Below are 21,127 nucleotides of genomic sequence, written 5' to 3' on the forward strand. Positions count from 1 at the left end.
ATGTTGGATAAAGAATATTGTATACAATCTACATTATCAAGTGATTTTGGAGTTTTCCTGTGCAGCAAGTGTGTATTATCGGTGGAGGTGTTATTGGTTTAACCAATGCGCTGTTTTTGCAGCAAGCCGGTTTTGATGTGCTTTTGCTCGACGCCAAAGGCATTGCGCAAGGCTGCTCAGCAGGCAATGCCGGCCACTTTGCCACTGAGCAGGTTTTTCCGCTAGCGCACCCTGCGCTACTGCTTAAATTGCCAGCAATGTTACTCGACCCGCTTGGGCCACTGCGTATTCGTGCCAACTATCTACTGCAAGCTCTACCCTGGTTTGCCCGCTTTGTTGCCAATATGCCCAAAGCCAGGCGTGACGCCCATCAACGCGCGCTAAGCGGTTTAAACCATGCCAGCCTGGCCAGTTGGCAAAAGCTATTGAAGCGCTGCCAGCTGAGCCAGCAAATCCAGCACCAAGGCGCTCTGCTGGTTAGCGAGAGCAAAAACTTAACCCCATTAAAGCAACAATATAATGCCTACCGTGCCGCCGGTATTGATGTGCGCTGGTGCAACAGCGCCCAACTGCATCAGCTTGAACCCTTGTTGTCGCCATCACTCAGTGGCGCCATAGATTTTACCGAAGTGGCGCATAGCACCGACCCGCTGGCTCTGTGCCAACAGCTGTATCAGCAGTTTTGCCACGCTGGTGGTCGCTATCATCAAACTCAGGTTCATCAAGTCATACCCGGTAGACAGCAACAACGGCTTATTTGCTCAGATAAGGATATATACAGCGAGCAAATTATTATTGCCGCCGGGGCGCATTCAGCGACGCTAACACGCCAATTGGGTTGGCAGGTGCCGCTTGAAGCGGAGTGTGGTTACCATTTGATGCTACAGCAGGTTGCACTTAGCCGTCCGGTTAGCTCACTAGAGCGAAAATGTATTATGACCCCGATGCAACACGGCCTGCGATTGGCAGGTACGGCTGAATTTGCGGGCTTAAAGGCTAAGCCAGATTACCGCCGCGCCCGGGCATTGCAGCAACACGCCAATAAATTACTGCGCCGGCTTACTGCTCCGGTTAACACCGACAGTGTATGGGCTGGAAATAGACCCTCGTTACCTGACTCCCTGCCCGTCTTGGGCCAATGTCCGAAGCACCAGGGGATTTTTTATAACTTTGGTCATCAACATCTAGGGCTTACGCAGGCCGCTTTTAGCGCTGAGCTACTAACCAGTTGCGTTTTAAAACAAACACCCGCGCTTAATTTGACGCCGTTTCGAATTAATCGCTTCTAATTTTTTTCCGCCCTGTTACGGCGGAATTTTTGCAGCTGTAGGCAAAAACGTAAAATATACAATATATCTTATAACAATCCAGAGAGATGATTATGAACATCAGCACTACTTCAAACCGCTTAAAACTGTCGCTATTAGCCAGTTCGTTGGCGCTGGCACTAAGCTCAGCCCCCGTGCAAGCCCAAGACAATACCACCGGTTTATTACGCGGCGTTGTTACCTCCGACGCCGGACAAAATATGGCGAACGTAACCATTAGCGTGCGCCATTTAAGCCAGGGTTTTAGCCGTACTGTTAGCACAAACGACCGCGGTGAATACCTATTGCGCGCTTTGCCGGTGGGTGAATACCAAGTTACAGTTAGCCGTAACGGCAGCACGGTAATAGATGACTACAAACTCAGCATTTCTTTGGGTCAAAGCGCGGTATTTGCTCCCGTACTGAGTAGCGGAGAAAAAATTGAACGCATTGCTGTGATGGGCAGCATGATACGCCAAGTTGACACCAGCGACTCGACAGCGGGTTTAACCTTTGACGCCGACATTTTGGATGCGATGCCGGTAAACACCGGTTTTGAAAACGTAGCATTGCTTACCCCTGGTGTGGCACGTAGTTCAGCGTTTGGTGCGTCCAGTTTTGGTGGTGCCTCGTCCGCCGAAAACGGCTATTTTTTAAATGGCATGAATATTAGCGCCCTGCGCACCGGTATTGGCTCAATTGATCTACCCTGGGAAGCTATTGCGCAAACGCAAGTAAAAACCGGCGGTATCTCCGCTGAATATGACCGTTTTATTGGTGGCGTGGTTAATGCCGTTGCCAAAACCGGTGGTAACGAGCTGAAATTTGGCGCTGAGTTACGACACGACCCGGCCACATTGCACTCGGCGCATGACACGGTGTACCTGCCAAGTGGCGGTATTGCCATTAACAATAAAGATTTTGAAGCCAGCTTTAGCGAAGTAAATGTCTGGGCCAGTGGCGCACTAGTGCAAGACAAACTGTTTTTCTATGCCCTGTTTAACCCCAGACGTTTTGAATCACAATATGCTAACTCGGCCGCCACCGTATTTACTGAGTATGAAAAAGAAGATAAACGCTGGTTTGTTAATTTAGATTGGTTTATTACCGATGACCACGTGGTCACTTTCACCGCACTGGATAACAGTGCCGATTATCGCTATGACAACTATCAATGGGACCAGGAGCAAAGCAAGGGCTCACCCAGCGGAGTTACCACCAGCGAATCGGGCGGCAAAATGTACTCGGCCCGCTATCAGGGTTTTATTAGTGACGACTTTTCCGTATCAGCCACTATTGGCCGTTTAGAAGATAACGCCAATACGTTGCCAACTAACCGCCTGCCAGGTATTTGGGACTACGTTAACCTTAACGGCCAGCGCTACGGTGACTGGACCACCAGTAATTTAATCACCCAGTCGTATCAGCGCGACCAGTTACGGCTTGATTTTACCTACCTGCTGGATAACCACACGCTGCAATTTGGTATCGATACGGAAAAGCTGACCGTTAACTATCTGGAGTATCAAAATGGCGCCGACGATGCCCGGGGCTGGTGGGAGTATCGTACTTACACTGCAATACCCCGTATTGATTTAGAGGCTGGCACTTATGTGCGTCAACGTCAACGCGATACCGGCGGCGAAACCGACGTCACCTCAAAAGCACTGTATCTGCAAGACAGCTGGCAGATAAACGACAACTTGGTGCTTAATGCGGGCTTGCGCTACAGCAACTTCACTAATACCGCCACAACAGGTGAAGACTATGCCAAGCTGGAAAACCAATTAGCCCCACGGCTACAACTTATTTGGGACCCAACAGGCACAGGTGACAGCAAGTGGTATACCACCTGGGGCCGCTACTTCCAGCCCATCTCTGCCAATATGAACATTAAACAAGCCAGCGGTCAGCGCGATGTACATTTTTACTATCAGCCCGGTGCATTAAATGCAGACGGTACTTTGGTACTCAACGCCGATGGCTCGCCCAGCCGCGGTGATTTAGTCGCTACCAACGTAATTCAAAGTGGCGAAGTTGATGTGCAGCGCATTGCCGCGCAAGATTTAGGGCCAATGTATTCAGACGAATTTACCCTGGGTTATGAGCAACAGCTAACCGACAGGGTAAAAGGTGGAGTGCGCTTTGTTTATCGTGATTTAAAGCAATCTATTGAAGATAGCGATTTAGGCCCGGTTGTGGCGCAGTGGTTGGAGCAAAATGGTGTCGAGAATAACGCTAATGAATACTATTTCTATACCCTGCTTAACCCAGGCCGTAATGTTAGCTTTTTGTATGATTTTGATTTAGACGGTGAAAAAGAGCATGTGTCGTTAAGTGCCGCAGATTTGCAGTTACCAAAACCTGAACGGCAATATCTGGCGTGGGAATTTACCCTTGAAGGTCAACCGACCGATGATCTGCAACTGTGGTTTTCATACGTCTGGTCACACAGCTGGGGCATGACCGAAGGTTTGGTGCGCACGGATAATGGCCAGGCCGATCCGGGCTGGACTACCTCGTATGATTATGCTGACTTAATGGACCATGGCGCAGGTGACCTGCCAAACGATCATCGTCATGCGTTTAAACTCAGTGGGGTTTATGATCTTACCGAGCAGTGGAGATTGGGCTTTGTAGCCCGGGCAACATCTGGCTCGCCGCTGAATAAATTCAGCTTGCACCCAACCGGCGTAGACAGCTGTGCCGAGCCAAGCCTGTGGGCCGATTGGTGCGCCAGCCAATGGTATGACGAAAGTTCGTTTTATGACTGGGACGGAACGCCAGCACCGCGGGGCTCTGCAGGGCGCTTAGATTGGTTGTACGAGTTTGATTTAAGCTTAAGCTACCACACCACTGTTGCTGACGGTGACTTGTCAGTAAAAGCCACCGTGTACAACCTGTTTAATTTCGACACGCCTATTAATGTCAACGAAGTGGCGCAAATTACCCAAACAGACGGTACTTTTGCACCAAACCCAGACTGGAATACCGCCAGCGCACTGCAAAGTAACCGCACGGTATCATTGGTGGTGCGCTATCAGTTTTAATTTACTGCTATAGCACCGTTCATACCCTAATGGGGCTTTTGCCATAAAAGTCCCTTTTCCTCGCGCTTTTGCTGTGATGCATTACCTTCACGGCGACGCTGTCGGACATCCTATTTATGTATAACAATAAAACGACTGATTGGTTAGGCCACCCTAAAGGGCTGTTTTTATTATTTAGCACGGAAATGTGGGAGCGATTTTCTTACTATGCCATGCGCGCTTTGTTGGTGCTGTATTTGGTAGATCAAAGCCACAGCCGAGGTGGCGGCCTGGGCTGGGATCAAGCCAGTGCGTTACAACTGTATGGCACCTTCACCATGCTTATTTACGTTACACCACTTTTTGGCGGCTGGTTGGCCGATAACATTCTTGGCCAGCGCCGCGCGATTATGCTGGGCAGTTTACTAATGGCACTGGGGCAATTTAGCCTGGCGTTGCCGCATCATTGGATTGCCGGTTCTGAGCTATACAGCTTTTATGCCGGCCTTAGCTTATTGGTATTAGGCAATGGCTTATTTAAACCGAATATTTGTACCATGGTTGGCGAGTTGTACCAAAGTGACGACCCCCGCCGCGATGGCGCCTTCACCATTTTTTATCTGGGTATCAATAGTGGCATGTTCTTAGCTGGTATTGCCGTGGGCACAGTGATAGAGCAATTTGGTTTTAGCCAAACCGCAGACGGCACAACGCAACTGATCCGCAATTATCAAGCCGGTTTTTTACTAGCAGGTATTGGCATGTTACTCGCTCTCTTGCTGCAAATAACCCTGGCGCAGCGCCTGTTGGGGGATATTGGCGTGGAGCCAACCGCGAAACGCGAGCGACGCCGCAGTAAATGCGAAAACAAAACGCCGTTAACACAACAAGAAATCAACCGCTTTAAAGTGGTACTGATCATGGGGCTGTTTACGGTTATTTTTTGGGCAGGTTTTGAGCAAGCGGGCGGCTTACTTAATATCTACGCTGAGCGCTTTACTGACCGCACGCTGGGCAGTGTAGAGCTTAACCCGGCTTATTTTCAGTCGCTTAATCCGTTTTTTATTATGGTGTTTGCGCCGCTTATTGCCTTACTGTGGCTACGGCTGGGTGATAAAGAGCCCAACACACCGGTGAAATTTGCCTTAGGGCTGTTACTGCTCAGTATCGGCTTTTTACTGATGGTCGCCGCCACATTACAACAACAAGATGGCAGCAAAGCCAATATGTTGTGGCTAGTTGCGGCGTACTTATTTTTTACGTTGGGTGAGCTGTGTGTATCCCCTATCGGGCTGGCTATGGTCACCCGGCTATCGCCGGTTCGCATGGTGTCGCTGTTAATGGGCGCTTGGTATCTGTTTATGGCGCTGGCGAATAAAGTCGCGGGTATTATTGGCGCCATGGTGGGCACCACCGACACCGACAGTGAACAAGCCATGTTAGCAAACACTCTGGCTATTTTTGGGGGGTTAGCACTAACCGCGATGTGCTGCGCGCTATTGCTGTTTTTATTGGCCGATAAACTAGTGCTTTGGATGCACGATAGCAAAGCGCGCTAATAACGCTATTTCAGGCTATTCCACGCCATTAGGCTGTTTGCTGTCTAATAAATTAGTGTTTAGTTTCAATCAACAAGTGCAAGCCGCGCTCACCGCGCTGGCTTGCTCTTTTTAACCAGGCTTACTTAACCGCTATCTGATAATACGCTGGTGGGGTTTGTTGCATCAGATGGCGAATAAAATAGTCCCAACGTCGCCGGGTAAAGTAGGTATCTTCGCGTAAATCATGGTCTTTATTTGCCAGTAACAATAAATCCACGTCCTTGCCTGCTGCCTGAATGGCCGCGGCCAACCTAAAGCTGTTCGCTGGGTTCACATTGTTATCCAAGTCCCCGGTTGCCAATAACAAATGGCCAGTTAGCGAGGCTGCAAGTTGCATATTGCTTTGGGTTTCATAATGTTCACCCTCTTGCGGCAAGCCCATCCACATTTCCGGCCACCAGGCTTTAGACATGCGATGATCATGATTACCTGCCGAAGACACAGCCACTTTATAGCTATCACCGTACTTTAATACCGCCCGCGCAGCGTCATAGCCCCCTGCCGAATGGCCATAGGCGCCAACTCGGCTGATGTCCAGATAAGGCCGCGTTTGTGCCAGTTGCTGCAGAGCGCCGATATAGTCTGGGCCACCGATATCCCCCAGGTTTTTATAGCTATGTAACTGAAATGCTCTGGAACGATGTGCTGTGCCCAGCGGATCTAAGTTCATCACGATAAAGCCCAGTTGCGCTATCGGTGTTTCAGTGTTAGCAAACGCCCGGGAAAACCGTTTGGCGCTAACGATAGTATGTGGGCCGGCGTACATATGTTGCACTACCGGATAGCGCAGCGAGGCATCAAAATTAGCCGGTTTATACAACAGCCCATGCAAGGTGGTTTTACCATCTCGGGCAAGTACCGAAAACGGCTCTGGTGGCTGCCAGCCCGTGGCGCGCAATGCGCTATCGTCAGCAACCGCCAGTTTATGCACTACCTGGCTATCCTGGCTTCGGCGTATGGTGCTGACAGTAGGTAAATCCACCCTTGAGTAACTGTCATAAAAATGCTGCCAGTCAGCGGAAAAGCTAATGTCATGGTCGGCATACTCTGGCGTTAACAAGGTAAGGTTGCTGCCATCAAGGTCTATCCGGTACAAATAACGAAAATAGGGGTCGCCTTGCTCGCGACCAGAGGCAGAAAAATACAGCTGTTGGTTTTTACTATCAAAGCCATGTAGCTCGCGCACAACAAACTGCCCTTGGGTAATTTGGCGTGTTGTGCCATCACGTTGTTGCAGATATAAATGGTTCCAACCGTCCTGCTCAGAACTCCACACAAAGGCATCGCGGCTTACCCATGCCAAACCATGTTTCGCGTAGTCTAAAAACGTGTTACTGCGCTCTTGATAAATCTGCTCAGTGCTGCCATCGACGTTAATCTGCCATAGCGTCAAGGCCCGCATCGCCCTGTCTCGCGCCACCAGGTAATAAAAACCATCAGGGTGCCAGCTAATGTCGGCCCAATTTTGCGTCGCCTCCAGTGCGGGTAGCTGTGCCATGATTACCTTGCCCGCTGCGGCATCGACAATAGCCAAATGATATAGCGGCCGCTGGTTATCTCCCGGTAAGGCACGCTTATAAGAATGTAAAACAGCGCGGTGGCCCTGCGCTGGCATATTTTGCAGCATATGCAGCGTTGGCATATTGCGCCGGTCTAACAAAAAGGTCGCCGCGTAACGGCTATCAGCTGACCAGACAAACTGTGTTTTGCGCTTAGGTGTAACGGCTTTGCCGTCCAGCGCATCCAGTTGATACCAGTCATTGAACTCGCCCCAGGCATAATCGGCACTACCATCAGTAGTCAGTTGTTGTGTGTTGCCACTGCTAACATCGGTTAACTGCAGGTTGTAGTTCACGCTATCCAGCTGCCAACGTTTATCTTTAGAGACTACCTCACTGGCCTTTTCTGTTTGCGGCTGACATTTATAGCGTTCAATGTCGCATTGCCACTGCTGTTGCAGATACTGCAATGTCAGCTGCCAGCGACCTGTGGTGTGTTGCATGCGTGGCTGCAGCGTTGCCAATGACAGCAAACTGTCTGCTCCTAATGCTTTTGCCAGAGCCTCTACATTAACCTGAGTAGGTGACTGCTGAATATTGTCGGCAAAATACAACTGGGTGCCCGTTGCTTCCTGGCGGCTAAACCAATATCCGTCTCCCTGCCAACTAAAAGGCAATTCAGCATTTAGTACCAGTGGCCGCACATTCGGATAAAAGTATTGGCTGGCCTGCTGATACGCAGCTTGCATCTTAGCTTGATTTGCCCCCGATACAGGCACAGCATTGAGTGCCAACAGCACGACATAATAATGGCTTAACATAACATCTCCGCTTTATAAATAGGGCCTCCAGCATAACAACCAGCACTATTGTATACAATATATTAAATACTAAAAGTAATTAGTCCCCAAATTTTATATAGCTAAAGGCTATTTCTGAATAGTTTTTAGACTAAAATCAACTGATAAATATATTGTATACATTATTTAATATGCTAATTTATTGGGGCCTTAAGGCATATAACAACAAGATAACTACCAGAAGGAACAGCCCAACATGAAAAAGCGCACCTTGCTGCTTAGCCTCTTACTAAGCAGTACCCCAATGTGGAGCGGTCAATTGCTCGCTGCTGCGACCCCCGAACAACCCGACGGCCAACGATTAGCCGGTCATGTGCATAACGATATGCTGCACGCACCTAAGCCTCCTCGCCAAATGTCACCGCATGAGTTTGAAAAGCAGCAAGCCAATATTTATGCCAAGCGGCATCAGCTTCCGCAAATTTCAGCGCTGTTAACCGACGCTGAAAAAGCCAATAGTACTTTGCAACATGTTACTACCCTGCAAAGTGCTGCCGAACTAAGCACGCTGCGCAATAGCGACCAGCAGCAATTGCAAAATACCTGCAGCAGCCCACAAAGCCTATTGCCACTGTACGGCTCAGAACTGGTTGACGCAGTAGTAAGCGCGGATCTGACATCCTGCCTGTATGGCCTATATAACAATGCGCTACTTGGTAGTGCGCATTTTAGTGACGCTAAAATCAACACCATCGTGCAAGCGATTAACAGCAGAATGGCCAACTTTGATGGCAGCAATGCCACTGGTGCCGCTGAACTGGAAAAACTGGTTAGTTACCTGCGCGCCATGCACTGGGTTGAGGCCGGGTCAAACCGACTGTTCCCCAGCAGCTACACGACCACGTTACAGCAGGCTTTTGATCAGTATTTTGCCGGTGCACATTTTGTACAGTTTAATGGTGCCGTTTCACGCAACTTTATGCTGCGCTATGAAATGTTGATTTTGGTCAACAGTTCCAACACCGACTCGCTGCGATACCTAAAACGTTTTAGCCAGGCCATAAAAGGCTATTCTGCCACGGTATCTCGTGCCGATACCTGGGGTGTTGCCTATGAAGAAAACGGCATGACACAATTACTGACGCATTATTTTAATGCGGTAAATGCGGGTGGCACTGAATTACAGCAACTATTACAAAACGAGCCCGAGATCATCAGTAATCTTCGAGATTTTGTATTAACAGATGGCTTGTGGCTGGTAAATCACACCCGGCAGTATCAATGGGCCGATGCCGTAACCGAGCTGGGCAGGATGTTGAAATTTGGTGGTAGCATTGCTCAGTCTGTCCGCCCTGCAATGCAAAGCATATTAGCAAACTACCAGTTTGGTGGTGTTGGCTCTAATGGCTGGGTAAATGCACAAGGGATGGTAAAGCTTTACGACAGTGCCAACTGCAGCCTTTACGGCGATGCCTGTGACTTTGATTTAGAAAGCACCGTTCTGGCCGGCCGGCATACCTGTAGCGACAGCTTAAAAGTCCGGTTTCAACTGCCGGTTTCAAATGTAAACCTGCAACAAATTTGTAGTAATTTAACCCAGCAGGAGCAAGCGTTTCATCAGGAGTTTGCCACCAATGCCGCTAATCCGGTAGCGAATGACAACAATACCGATTTAGAAATTGTGATCTTCAGCTCCTCTACCGACTATCAGAATTTCGCCGGTACCTTTTTTAATATCAATACCGACAACGGCGGAATGTACCTGGAGGGCACCCCGTCAGATCCTGAAAATCAAGCCCGCTTTATTGCCTATCAGGCAACCTGGTTACAACCAGAATTTGTGGTGTGGAATTTAGAGCATGAGTATGTTCATTATCTTGATGCCCGCTTTAACCAATGGGGTAGTTTTAGCGACCAACCGGAAAATCTGGTGTGGTGGGGTGAAGGGTTAGCGGAATATTTATCGCAAGGCGATAGCAACGCGAATGCACTGGGCGTTGCTGGCGATAAAACGTACCAACTGAGTGAATTGTTTCAAACCACGTATTCCAATGCAGATACTGCCAGAATTTATTACTGGGGCTACTTAGCCACCCGTTTTATGTTTGAACGTCAACGTCAGCAAATTGATACGGTGTTGTTACCCAACATGCGTGCAGCGAAATATGTTATTTCAGATGCGCCGTGCAGTTTTGATTGGGGCTGGCAAAGCAAAAACGACGCTATTGCCAATAACTGGAGTTGGTTATACGACGACAGCGCCTGGAGCAGTGGTGATTGGGTGTGGACCTGTGGCCAGGTAAACGATGGCAATACACCCGAGCTACCTGATTTCACCCCGTATGCCGACATTATTGCCAGCTGGGGCACGCAATATGACACAGAGTTTCATGATTGGTTGGATTGCATAATCAGCAACGACGATTGCAGTAATGAAACCGGTCCGGGCGCAACGCTGCAAAACGGCGTACCAGTGCTGGTCAATGGTGACAAAGATTCACAGCAGCACTTTAGTTTTAGTTTACCGGCCAATGCTTATGATCTGAACATCACCACCAGTGGCGGCACCGGAGACGTTGACCTTTATGTTAATCAGCAAGCTCCAGCCAGCTTAACAGATTGGGATTTTAGGCCTTATAAAATTGGCAACAATGAACGTGTTGCAGTACTGCAACCACAGCAACCAGACTGGTTTGTTATGTTACACGGTTATAGCCCGTTTAATGACGTGCGCCTTACCGCCAACTGGCAAGAAGGCACCCTTACCTCTTTACAGCAATGGCCTGGGCTAAGCAGCAACCATGCCGTGTATAAGTGGGTATTTGTGCCTGCACAGGCAAAAGCGTTGTATGTTACCCTGGGGAACGGCAGCGGCGATGCGCAATTATACCTTAAACGTCAAGGCTGGCCTGCGCCAAACAACTATGATGCGGCTTCCAGCATTACCCGCGGCACCAGCCAGAAAATACAACTGCAAAATATTACTGCCGGCAGCTACTACCATATTATGGTGAACACGCTAGAAGGCTTTAATAACGTAGATTTAAACGTATTTATGGTGGAATAAGTTACATTAAGCGGGCGTACTTAACTAACCGGCATTAGCTTAAGCCTAATGCCGGTTTAATCATTAAGGTTACTGCGCATCCAGTTTAGTTACTAAGGCTTTTATTTCTGCCGCAGCACCCAGGATATGCTGTTTTAATAACTTACAGGCGTCGTCAGCTTTTTTCTGCCGTACCAGTTTTAATAAATTGGCATGCTCTGGCTCAGCTTTTTTCACCCCACCAGCTAACATTAAATGTACCCGGATATAGCGATCAGAATTACTGTTGAGATTTTGCACCATTTCATAGGTTAACGGTCGGTTGGCCGCCCGATATAAACTCATATGAAACCGGCTATTGAGTTCGCTCCAGCTACCAGAGGTATCTGCCGCCTGATAGGCCATACTCATTTGCTGCAGTAGTTGTTCACTTTGCGCCAGTTCCGCCTCGGTAAGATTAGGGATAGCCATACGCAACAGCTCGCACTCCAGCATGGCACGCAATTCAAATAACTCGGTTACCTGCTCTGCCGACAGCTTAGTGGCGGTTGCACCTTTATGTGCTTCAAACTCTACCAACCCCTCAGCTTCTAACTGCAATAAAGCCTCACGCACCGGAATGCGACTCACTTTTAATTCGTCTGCCAGTGCTGCCTGACGCAGCGGCTCGCCAGCTTTAATCGACCCGGTAAGTATTTTCTCCCGGATAGCTTCTACCACGACCTGAGTGCGGGTTTTATATTCAACGACCATATCAGCGCCTGATTTTCATTAACATGGTATGCAGTATATCAAATGCTTTTGTCGGCGCAGCAATAACTTAGTCGCAACACACAAACGATACTTGCTACGCCCTCCAATTTTGGATATTGCATACAAAACAATCAAGGATGCACTATGCGATTTGCCAAATTACAGCAGATGATGTCCAGCCTGTCTTATCAGGCCATGTTAATCACCGACCCCATCAATATTCGTTATCTGTCGGGCTTTAGTGGCAGTGCAGGCAGTTTGTTGATTAGCGCACAACAGCGCTATTTAATTACCGATTATCGCTATCTCGAACAAGCAACGTTAGAGTGCCCAGACTGTCAGATTATTTGTCGAGATCGCTCAGTTCAAAGTTTGCCACAATGTATTGCCACGCTATTACAGCATGAGGTTATTAGCTGCTTGCAACTTGAATACAACCATATATCTGTCGAACTGTTTATACAGTTACAACAAGAGCTTCCCTGTACTGTTAGCGCCAGCAGAAACTTACCAGAGCAACTACGGGCGATAAAAGATACTACCGAACTAGCGTGTTTACGCCAGGCAGCCTGGATTGGCGATACCGCACTGGCCTGGTTGCTACCTCAACTGCAAGTAGGTATGACAGAACGCGACGCCGCCAATTTACTACAGCAAAAAATTTATGCACTGGGTGCGGACGAACTGGCGTTCCCTACTATATTACTGAGTGGTGCGCGTAGTGCCCTGCCCCACGGTAAGCCAAGCTTACGTTGCTTTGAAAAAGGCGACTGGATCTTGCTGGATTTTGGCGCCCGGGTAGAAGGCTACCGCTCAGACATGACCCGCACCGTCATACTGGGTGAAGCGAGCAATGAACAACAGCAGTTTTATCATACGGTGTTAACCGCACAGCAAGCGGCCCTGGCTGCCGTAAAACCCGGCATCACGGGGCATCAACTGGGTCAGATTGCACAATCGGTGTTGGCGCAGTCTCCTTATGCGGCTTATGTGGGTGAAGGCCTGGGCCATGGTGTTGGCCTGGCACTGCACGAATTTCCACTTATGCGCCGCGGTTGCCAGGTGCCGCTGGTTGCTGACATGGTCGTGACAATAGAGCCAGGACTATACAGACCCGGTTTTGGCGGTGTAAGAATTGAAGATGATATTGTCATTACCCAGCACGGCTATGAGCTACTAACCCATAGTCCAAGACAGCTACAACAACTACCAGCTTAACCAAATTGACTATACAACCTGATTAATAATCAACCTGCAAATTAACTAAAATTGTGACTTAACGAAAAGACACTTTAATAAAATAAAACAGAAAATAATGACAAATATAATAAAATCAATTATTTATTTAAACGCAGGGCACTATCCAGATTAAAACTTTCACTTGCAGTTTAGTGCGCCTGCAGTTAACTTGTATAACATCTTAACAAGCAAGAATCTTGAAATGACTTTTGTAACTGTACTACACCATCATAGCGACTAGCCGTCCGATATTTTCGGAGGGCTATATTCTGGCGCTCCGGTGGTACAGCAAACAAACCCCGAGCCCAGGCACGGGGTTTTTGTTTATTACGCTTTATAAATTTATTGGGAGACAAGTATGAGTCCAGCAACAGAATCAAAACGCTTACGCATCGCCATGCAAAAATCAGGACGCTTGTCGGTCGACTCACAAGCACTGTTTGCCAGCTGCGGATTAAAAATAAACCTGCGCGAGCAACGCCTTATTGCGCATGTCGAAAACATGGATATCGATATTTTACGGGTGCGTGATGACGACATTCCTGGCCTGGTAATGGATGGCGTATGTGACTTAGGTATTGTTGGTGAAAACGTACTGGAAGAAGAATCCTTGCAGCGCAAAATGGACAACGATAGTTTTGATTACACCGTACTCAAACGTTTAGATTTCGGCGGCTGCCGTTTGTCTATTGCAGTGCCACAAGAAGAAGATTATACCGGCGTTGCCTCGTTAGACGGTAAAACCATTGCTACCACCTACCCGCGTTTACTGGCGCGTTATTTAAAAGAGCAAGGTGTTAATGCCCGTATTGTTAATTTAAAAGGCTCGGTAGAAGTGGCCCCACGTGCAGGTTTGGCCGATGCGATTTGCGATTTGGTCTCCACCGGTGCCACTTTAGAAGCAAACGGTTTAAAAGAAGTGGATGTTATATACCGAAGCAAAGCCGTACTGATTCAACGAAAAGGGCTTACCGACAGTAAACAACTACAACTGATTAATAAACTGATGCCGCGCATTAATGGTGTTATGCAGGCAAATGAAAGCAAGTACATTATGCTGCATGCCCCGCGCGCCCGTTTAGATGAAGTTATTGCGCTGTTACCCGGTGCAGAAAACCCAACGATGCTGCCGCTAGCCGGTAACGATGCCATGGTGGCAATACATGTGGTGAGTAGTGAAACCTTGTTTTGGGAAACCATGGAGCAGTTAAAAGCGCTTGGCGCCAGCTCCATTCTGGTTCTGCCAATAGAAAAGATGATGGAGTAACTATGACCAGTAAACCTGAGCAGGCGGCCAGGGTAATTAACTGGGCACAATTGTCAGCGCCAGCACAACAAGCTGCGCTGGCACGGCCTGACCTTGCCGATTCTGCAGCGCTAAGCGGCCAGGTAGCCGCCATTATCAACACCGTACGCCAGCAAGGTGACGCCGCGCTACGTGCTTACAGCACACAATTTGATGGTCTGGATAACAACCCATTAGTGTTAAGCCACGAGGTAAAACAGGCCCAGCTCAGCAAGCTATTGCCAGAGCGTAAAGCGGCCATTGAATTGGCGTATGACAATATTCGTAAATTTCATGCTGCGCAGTTGCCACGTGATATTGAGGTAGAAACCAGTATTGGCGTTGTATGCCAGCTTAAAAGCCGCGCTATTGCTGCTGTCGGCTTGTATATTCCTGGCGGCAGTGCGCCATTACCTTCAACGGTGCTAATGCTGGGTGTGCCTGCGCAATTAGCCGGTTGTGGCCGTATTGTGCTGGTTACACCACCCGGTAAGCCGAAAGCTGGCGATATCGCGCCAGAAATTTTGTATGCGGCTGAGCTTTGTGGCATTAGCGAAATTTATACTATCGGTGGTGCGCAAGCCATCGCTGCACTGGCTTATGGCACTGCAACCATTGGCAAAGTGGATAAAATTTATGGCCCCGGCAACCGTTTTGTAACCGAAGCCAAACAGCAGGTTAGCCAGGATGCTAAAGGCGCGATGATTGATATGCCTGCAGGCCCGTCTGAAGTGCTGGTTTTGGCTGACGACAGCTCCAACCCGGCCTTTGTGGCAGCTGATTTGTTATCACAAGCCGAGCACGGCCCTGACTCGCAGGTTATCTTAGTGAGCGACAGTGCAGCATTAATTAATGCTGTACAGCAAGAAGTGGCCACACAATTAGCGCAGTTACCCCGCCAGGACATTGCTGCAGCGGCACTTAGCCATAGTCGCTATATTTTAACCACTGACCTGGCGCAAGCCGTTACCGTGACAAACGCTTATGCGCCCGAGCATTTAATTGTGCAAACCGCTTGTGATGATGAATTGACGGAGCAGTTTACCAGTGCAGCCAGCATCTTTGTTGGCAAGTGGACGCCTGAGTCAGCCGGTGACTACGCCAGCGGTACCAACCATGTGCTACCCACTTATGGTTATAGCAACACGGTATCAAGTTTGTCACTAACCGACTTTTACCGCCGTTTCACGGTACAAAAACTGTCGGCACAGGGCATGCGAAATATTGGCCCGGCCATCGTTACGCTGGCAGAAGCAGAAAGCCTGGAAGCACACGCCAACGCGGTACGTTTGCGCCTGGCAGAACTAAACACCATTAATCAGGGTTGAGGTAAAAGATGTCGGACAAAAACCCCACAGGCGTCAATCAGCTGGCCAGGCAACTGGTTAAAGATCTGGTGCCTTACGCTTCAGCCCGCAGCAGCATGAGCGGCGGTGCAGTTTGGCTTAACGCCAATGAAAACGCGTTGGCTCCAGCCTACCAGCTGGATGGCACTTTTAACCGCTACCCGTCTTGCCAGCCAAAAGCCGTGATCAATGCTTATGCCGCCTATGCCGGTGTCGCCCCCGAGCAAGTGCTCGTCAGCCGCGGCGCTGACGAAGGTATAGAGCTTTTAATTCGTAGCTTTTGTGAGCCCCGGCAGGACCGCATTACCATTTGCCCGCCGACTTATGGCATGTATGCCATTAGTGCCGAAAGCAACCAGACAGCGGTTGACAAAGTATTACTGCTACAAGGTGAGCAACTTGATTTGCCGGGCATTTATGCCACCAAGCCTAAACTGGTATTTATCTGTAGCCCGAATAACCCAACCGGCGATTTGATCCCGCAAGCGCAGATTATTGCGGTACTTGAGCACTTTGCCGGCAAGGCGTTAGTGGTAGTAGATGAAGCCTACATTGAATTTGCCCCACACGCCTCAGTGGTGAATTTACTGAGCAGATACCCGCATTTGGTAATACTGCGCACGCTGTCTAAAGCCTTTGGTTTAGCGGGCTTACGCTGTGGTTTCACCCTGGCGGCGCCGGAAATAATTAACGCACTGAAAAAGATGATAGCGCCCTATCCCATCGCCGAGCCGGTGGCACAAATTGCGGCTCAGGCTCTGTCAGATAAAGGCATCGTACAAATGCAACACAGTGTGGCGACAATCAATCAACTACGTGACGACTTTATCGCTTTTGCCAGTGCGCAAAGCGGCGTGAGAAAAGTCTGGCCCAGCAATGCCAACTATGTGCTGTTGCAGGTAGACAATGCTGCAGATTGCGTTGGCGCTCTGGTAAAAGACGACATTCTTATTCGCAATCAATCCAGCCAACTTGGTTTGTCTGAAGTGGTACGGGTATCCATTGGCACCCCAGATGAAATGCAACGCTTACAGCAGGCGATGCAGCAGTATTTTACTAATAGCTTAAACACCGAGAGTTTAAAAACAGAGGGAGTAAACGCATGAGTGGCCAGCCTATATTATTTATCGACCGCGACGGCACCATGGTAGAAGAGCCCCCCATTGACAAGCAGCTCGACAGCCTGGAAAAGCTGGCTTATGAACCTGGCCTGGTGCCGGCGCTTTTAAAGCTGCAAGCAGCGGGTTACCGCCTGGTCATGGTCACTAATCAGGATGGTTTGGGCACCGACAGCTTCCCACGCAACACCTTTGATGCGCCGCAAGACAAAATGATGCAGTTACTCACCTCACAAGGTATTCAGTTTGATGATGTATTGATTTGTCCACACTTTGACGAAGATAACTGCAGTTGCCGTAAACCCAAACTTGGGCTGGTAAAAGACTACCTGCAACAAGGCAAAATCGACTTTACCAACTCTTATGTTATTGGCGATCGTGCGACTGATGTACAACTGGCAGAAAACATGGGATTACCGTCGTTTCAGTACAACCGCGAAACCCTGGGCTGGAGCGAGATTACTAAACAACTGCTAAGCCGTGGCCGTAAAGCTACCGTGCGTCGCACTACCCGAGAAACAGACATTGAGATCAGTGTTGATCTGGACAGCAGTGGCAATAACTTTTTTGGCACCGGCGTTGGTTTTTTCGACCACATGCTGGAGCAAATTGCCACCCACGGCGGTTTTTCACTGCAGGTAAAAGTGACTGGCGATTACCACATTGACGATCACCACAGTGTGGAAGACACAGCATTGGCACTGGGCCAGGCGTTAAAGCAGGCACTGGGCAATAAACGTGGCATTAACCGCTTTGGCTTTGTTTTACCCATGGATGAATGCCGCGCTGAATGTGTGCTGGATTTATCCGGCAGACCATTGTTTGTGTTTAACGGTGAGCTGGGTGATGGTGCCGTAGGTGGGTTAACGCTGGAGATGGTGCCTCACTTTTTCCGCTCATTAAGTGATGCCATGCTGATGACACTGCACTTAAGCATTACCGAGGGTAATAAACATCACAAGGTAGAGGGTCTGTTTAAAGCCTTTGGCCGCGCGCTACGCCAGGCGATAACGGTTTCGGGCGAGGCTCTGCCAAGCTCTAAAGGGGTGTTGTAATGAGTAAGCTGGTTATTGTTGATACCGGCTGTGCCAATATCAGCTCTGTGTATTTTGCCTTTAAACGCTTAGGGGTAGATGCATGCATAAGCCGCGAAGCAGGCGTTATTAAAGCCGCAGACAAAGTACTGCTGCCCGGCGTTGGTACTGCCCATAATGCGATGGCAAAGCTACAGCAGGCAGAACTTGTCGACACCTTGCAAAGCCTACAGCAACCGCTGCTGGGTATTTGTTTAGGCATGCAAATGCTTACCAGTCACAGCATGGAAGGTGATGTGCCCTGCTTAAACCTGATACCAGGCGAAGTATTGCCGATGCAAAGCGCGGGCTTGCGCTTACCGCATATGGGTTGGAATACGCTACACAGCATCAGTGACCACCCATTAATGCAGGGTTTTACTGGCAGAGACTATCTGTATTTTGTACATAGCTTTGCTGTTGCACCAAGCAGCTACAGCCTGGCGCAATGCCACTATGGTAGTGATTTTGCTGCTGTGATTGGCAAAGACAACGTAGCCGGCGCCCAGTTTCACCCCGAGCGTTCAGGCAAAACCGGCGCGCGTTTATTACAAAATTTTCTGGAGTGGCAGCTATGATTATCCCCGCCATTGATTTGATTGACGGCAATGTAGTTCGGTTATATCAGGGCCGTTACGACAATACCACGCAATATGATTTCAGCCCGCTTAGCCTGCGTAATCAATATGCCCGGGCCGGCGCCGATTGGTTACATATTGTCGACCTATCTGGCGCCAAAGATGCCACTAAGCGTCAGTTAGCGTTGCTGACAGAGCTGATGACAGCGTCACCACTGCATATCCAAGTAGGTGGCGGTGTGCGAAACGAGCAAGACGTTATTAATTTGCTCGACGCCGGTGCCGGCCGTGTAGTAATTGGCAGTTTAGCCATTCGCCAAAGCGAGCTGGTGCAAGGCTGGGTGCGCAAGTACGGCGGTGACCATATTGTGTTAGCGTTGGATGTAGCAATAAATGAAAAAGGTGAAAAAACCCTGCCCTCACATGGCTGGATTGAGCAGTCGAATATTACCTTAGAGCAGGTGCTTGATGGCTATATTGACGCAGGCGCTAAGCATGTACTGTGCACCGACATAAGTAAAGACGGCACCTTAACGGGTTCCAATGTACAGCTATACAAAGAGTTAGCAGCTAAATACCCACAAATTCAGTGGCAGGCTTCTGGCGGCATTGGCAAGCTGGATGATATCCGCGCCTTAATAGGCAGCGGCGTCGCCGGAGTTATTTTAGGCCGCTCATTGCTTGAAGGTAAGTTCACCCTTGAGGAGGCCATAGCATGCTGGCAAAACGGTTAATCCCTTGTTTAGATGTACGCGATGGCAAAGTGGTAAAGGGCGTACAGTTTCGTAACCACGAAATCATTGGCGACATAGTGCCATTGGCGCAGCGTTACGCCGAGGCCGGTGCAGATGAACTGGTGTTTTACGATATCACCGCCTCCAGCGACGGCCGTGTCGTCGATAAAAGCTGGGTGCGCCGCATTGCCGAGGTTATTGATATTCCGTTTTGCGTTGCCGGTGGGATTAAAAGTGTTGAAGATGCCGGCAAAATACTGGAAATGGGTGCAGATAAAATTTCGGTTAACAGCCCGGCTCTGGCAAGACCCGAACTGATTAACGAGCTTAACCACAGCTTTGGTCAACAATGTGTGGTTATTGGCATCGACAGCTTTTTTGATGTTGCCTCTGGTCAGTATCAGGTGTATCAGTTTACCGGCGATGAAAGCCGCACACAGAAAACACAGTGGCTTACCCGCGACTGGGTGGCAGAGGTGTTAAGCCGCGGTGCTGGTGAAATCGTACTTAATTGTATGAACCAGGACGGTGTGCGTCAGGGTTATGATATTGCGCAATTAAAAAGCATTCGTGATATTTGTAGCGTGCCGTTAATTGCCAGTGGCGGTGCCGGTACTATGCAGCACTTTACTGACGTATTTAGCAAGGCAGATGTTGACGGCGCACTGGCAGCCAGTGTATTTCACAAAGGCATTATTGAAATTGCACAGCTTAAAGCCAAGTTGATAGCTGATGGCATCAGCATACGGCCGTAAATGCAGAAACGGAGCATCGAACACGCAATCACTGCGTACATTTTTTCTGCGACACGCCGTGAACCCATCCATGGGGGCTCGTCTCAGCCCGTCCAGGGCTTCAACGGTCGCTGAAAAAAGTACATCCGCGCTTGCTTTGCTTGTGCCAGCCGCAAAGCAAATGTCTAATGCGCCGAGGATTAGTTACTAAACAGAGCGTCTGTGGCATGGATGCCACAGAGGAGCCTACAAAGATGTATTTACGGCGTCTCTGTGTAACTAAACCTCAGAGCTTACAACGGTATGGCGCAAAATTATTTAAAGGTTACATATGAAAAAAGACACACTTACCACCCTAAACTGGCCCGAAACCCAGCTATTACCGGCCATAGTACAACATGCTATCTCTGGCAAAGTGCTAATGCAGGGCTATATGAACCCCGAGGCGCTTGAGCACACGCTGCAAAGCAACAACGTTACCTTTTTCAGCCGCAGTAAACAGCGCTTGTGGACTAAAGGCGAAAGCTCTGGCAACACGCTAAAACTAGTTAGTATCGACAACGACTGCGACGCCGACAGCATTTTAGTACTGGCACTGCCACAAGGCCCTACCTGCCATGTTGGCACCGAAACCTGCTGGCACGACAATAGCGCCAATAGCCCTCAATTGGCTTTTTTATATGACTTGGAGCAAGTAATTAAAAGCCGCGAAGGCGCAGACCCCAGCAGTAGCTACACCGCCAGTTTATTTGCCAAAGGCGTAAAACGTATTGCTCAAAAAGTGGGTGAAGAAGGTGTTGAATCTGCGCTTGCCGCGATGGCGGGTGACAGAGAAGAGCTGGCCAACGAAGCGGCCGATCTGATGTTCCACCTGCTGGTACTGCTACGCAGCCAAAAGCTGGAATTAAACGATGTGATAAAGGTACTGCAGCAGCGTCACAAATAATTTAATGCTGGCAGTTTGTATGTACAGTAATTCACGACA

15 protein-coding genes are annotated in these 21,127 nt (G+C 49.1%); 13 read left to right on the forward strand and 2 right to left on the reverse strand.

The genetic code is table 11. The features are described 5' to 3' along the window. Positions 1 to 59 precede the first annotated feature (59 nt). From H595_RS0101510 to H595_RS21470, 3 genes are all read left to right on the forward strand, one after another. Positions 60 to 1,289, forward strand: coding sequence for an NAD(P)/FAD-dependent oxidoreductase (locus tag H595_RS0101510; protein ID WP_037053416.1), 1,230 nt, complete (start codon positions 60 to 62; stop codon positions 1,287 to 1,289). Between the two features lie 92 nt (positions 1,290 to 1,381). Then, on the forward strand, positions 1,382 to 4,357 hold the full coding sequence (locus H595_RS0101515) for a TonB-dependent receptor (protein ID WP_051219697.1): 2,976 nt from the start codon (positions 1,382 to 1,384) through the stop codon (positions 4,355 to 4,357). Between the two features lie 116 nt (positions 4,358 to 4,473). Next, complete coding sequence (locus tag H595_RS21470; RefSeq protein ID WP_037053422.1) at positions 4,474 to 5,895, forward strand: peptide MFS transporter; 1,422 nt, start codon at positions 4,474 to 4,476, stop codon at positions 5,893 to 5,895. Between the two features lie 121 nt (positions 5,896 to 6,016). Here the strand turns inward: H595_RS21470 and H595_RS0101525 are convergent, their stop codons facing one another. After that, positions 6,017 to 8,257: a S9 family peptidase gene (locus H595_RS0101525; RefSeq protein ID WP_027669595.1), complete on the reverse strand. Its 2,241-nt coding sequence runs from the start codon at positions 8,255 to 8,257 to the stop codon at positions 6,017 to 6,019. Between the two features lie 235 nt (positions 8,258 to 8,492). Here H595_RS0101525 and H595_RS0101530 point away from each other — a divergent pair, with 235 nt between their 5' ends. Further along, positions 8,493 to 11,303: a M9 family metallopeptidase gene (locus tag H595_RS0101530; protein WP_027669596.1), complete on the forward strand. Its 2,811-nt coding sequence runs from the start codon at positions 8,493 to 8,495 to the stop codon at positions 11,301 to 11,303. Positions 11,304 to 11,372: 69 nt separating this feature from the next. On the opposite strand, the gene H595_RS0101535 is transcribed toward H595_RS0101530, so the two are convergent. Further along, positions 11,373 to 12,035: a GntR family transcriptional regulator gene (locus tag H595_RS0101535; protein ID WP_027669597.1), complete on the reverse strand. Its 663-nt coding sequence runs from the start codon at positions 12,033 to 12,035 to the stop codon at positions 11,373 to 11,375. 144 nt (positions 12,036 to 12,179) lie between these two features. Here H595_RS0101535 and H595_RS0101540 point away from each other — a divergent pair, with 144 nt between their 5' ends. The 9 genes from H595_RS0101540 (at position 12,180) to hisIE (ending at position 21,088) form a co-directional block, all read left to right on the forward strand. Beyond that, positions 12,180 to 13,253 carry a M24 family metallopeptidase gene (locus H595_RS0101540; protein ID WP_037053425.1) on the forward strand — a complete coding sequence of 358 codons (1,074 nt, stop codon included), beginning with the start codon at positions 12,180 to 12,182 and terminating at the stop codon, positions 13,251 to 13,253. A gap of 379 nt (positions 13,254 to 13,632) precedes the next feature. Then, positions 13,633 to 14,541: an ATP phosphoribosyltransferase gene (gene hisG / locus H595_RS0101545; protein WP_027669599.1), complete on the forward strand. Its 909-nt coding sequence runs from the start codon at positions 13,633 to 13,635 to the stop codon at positions 14,539 to 14,541. Positions 14,542 to 14,543: 2 nt separating this feature from the next. Continuing rightward, the gene (hisD, locus tag H595_RS0101550; protein ID WP_037053428.1) at positions 14,544 to 15,887 is read left to right on the forward strand and encodes a histidinol dehydrogenase; all 1,344 of its coding nucleotides are present in this window, start codon (positions 14,544 to 14,546) and stop codon (positions 15,885 to 15,887) included. 8 nt (positions 15,888 to 15,895) lie between these two features. Next, positions 15,896 to 17,011 (forward strand): histidinol-phosphate transaminase, encoded by a 1,116-nt coding sequence (hisC, locus tag H595_RS0101555; protein WP_027669601.1) that lies wholly within the window; start codon positions 15,896 to 15,898, stop codon positions 17,009 to 17,011. Beyond that, positions 17,008 to 18,078, forward strand: coding sequence for a bifunctional histidinol-phosphatase/imidazoleglycerol-phosphate dehydratase HisB (gene hisB, locus H595_RS0101560; protein WP_027669602.1), 1,071 nt, complete (start codon positions 17,008 to 17,010; stop codon positions 18,076 to 18,078). Before hisC ends, hisB begins: the two co-directional genes overlap by 4 nt. Next, on the forward strand, positions 18,078 to 18,674 hold the full coding sequence (gene hisH / locus H595_RS0101565) for an imidazole glycerol phosphate synthase subunit HisH (RefSeq protein ID WP_027669603.1): 597 nt from the start codon (positions 18,078 to 18,080) through the stop codon (positions 18,672 to 18,674). The genes hisB and hisH overlap by 1 nt, the downstream gene beginning before the upstream one ends. After that, entirely contained in the window at positions 18,671 to 19,408 is a 738-nt protein-coding gene (gene hisA / locus H595_RS0101570; RefSeq protein ID WP_027669604.1) for a 1-(5-phosphoribosyl)-5-[(5-phosphoribosylamino)methylideneamino]imidazole-4-carboxamide isomerase, read from the forward strand. The genes hisH and hisA overlap by 4 nt, the downstream gene beginning before the upstream one ends. Next, positions 19,390 to 20,163: an imidazole glycerol phosphate synthase subunit HisF gene (gene hisF, locus H595_RS0101575; protein ID WP_027669605.1), complete on the forward strand. Its 774-nt coding sequence runs from the start codon at positions 19,390 to 19,392 to the stop codon at positions 20,161 to 20,163. The genes hisA and hisF overlap by 19 nt, the downstream gene beginning before the upstream one ends. Positions 20,164 to 20,473: 310 nt before the next feature. After that, complete coding sequence (hisIE, locus tag H595_RS0101580) at positions 20,474 to 21,088, forward strand: bifunctional phosphoribosyl-AMP cyclohydrolase/phosphoribosyl-ATP diphosphatase HisIE (RefSeq protein ID WP_027669606.1); 615 nt, start codon at positions 20,474 to 20,476, stop codon at positions 21,086 to 21,088. Positions 21,089 to 21,127 lie beyond the last annotated feature (39 nt).

The sequence above is a fragment of the Rheinheimera baltica DSM 14885 genome, assembly GCF_000425345.1.
Taxonomy (GTDB): Bacteria; Pseudomonadota; Gammaproteobacteria; order Enterobacterales; family Alteromonadaceae; genus Alishewanella; species Alishewanella baltica.

Coding starts and splice junctions, on each gene's coding strand:
- hisD (WP_037053428.1), top strand. CDS start 14,544: ATGACCAGTAAACCTGAGCAGGCGGCCAGGGTAATTAACTGGGCACAA.
- H595_RS0101540 (WP_037053425.1), top strand. CDS start 12,180: ATGCGATTTGCCAAATTACAGCAGATGATGTCCAGCCTGTCTTATCAG.
- hisIE (WP_027669606.1), top strand. CDS start 20,474: ATGAAAAAAGACACACTTACCACCCTAAACTGGCCCGAAACCCAGCTA.
- H595_RS0101530 (WP_027669596.1), top strand. CDS start 8,493: ATGAAAAAGCGCACCTTGCTGCTTAGCCTCTTACTAAGCAGTACCCCA.
- hisG (WP_027669599.1), top strand. CDS start 13,633: ATGAGTCCAGCAACAGAATCAAAACGCTTACGCATCGCCATGCAAAAA.
- H595_RS0101515 (WP_051219697.1), top strand. CDS start 1,382: ATGAACATCAGCACTACTTCAAACCGCTTAAAACTGTCGCTATTAGCC.
- hisA (WP_027669604.1), top strand. CDS start 18,671: ATGATTATCCCCGCCATTGATTTGATTGACGGCAATGTAGTTCGGTTA.
- hisF (WP_027669605.1), top strand. CDS start 19,390: ATGCTGGCAAAACGGTTAATCCCTTGTTTAGATGTACGCGATGGCAAA.
- H595_RS0101525 (WP_027669595.1), bottom strand. CDS start 8,257: ATGTTAAGCCATTATTATGTCGTGCTGTTGGCACTCAATGCTGTGCCT.
- H595_RS0101535 (WP_027669597.1), bottom strand. CDS start 12,035: ATGGTCGTTGAATATAAAACCCGCACTCAGGTCGTGGTAGAAGCTATC.
- hisH (WP_027669603.1), top strand. CDS start 18,078: ATGAGTAAGCTGGTTATTGTTGATACCGGCTGTGCCAATATCAGCTCT.
- H595_RS21470 (WP_037053422.1), top strand. CDS start 4,474: ATGTATAACAATAAAACGACTGATTGGTTAGGCCACCCTAAAGGGCTG.
- hisC (WP_027669601.1), top strand. CDS start 15,896: ATGTCGGACAAAAACCCCACAGGCGTCAATCAGCTGGCCAGGCAACTG.
- hisB (WP_027669602.1), top strand. CDS start 17,008: ATGAGTGGCCAGCCTATATTATTTATCGACCGCGACGGCACCATGGTA.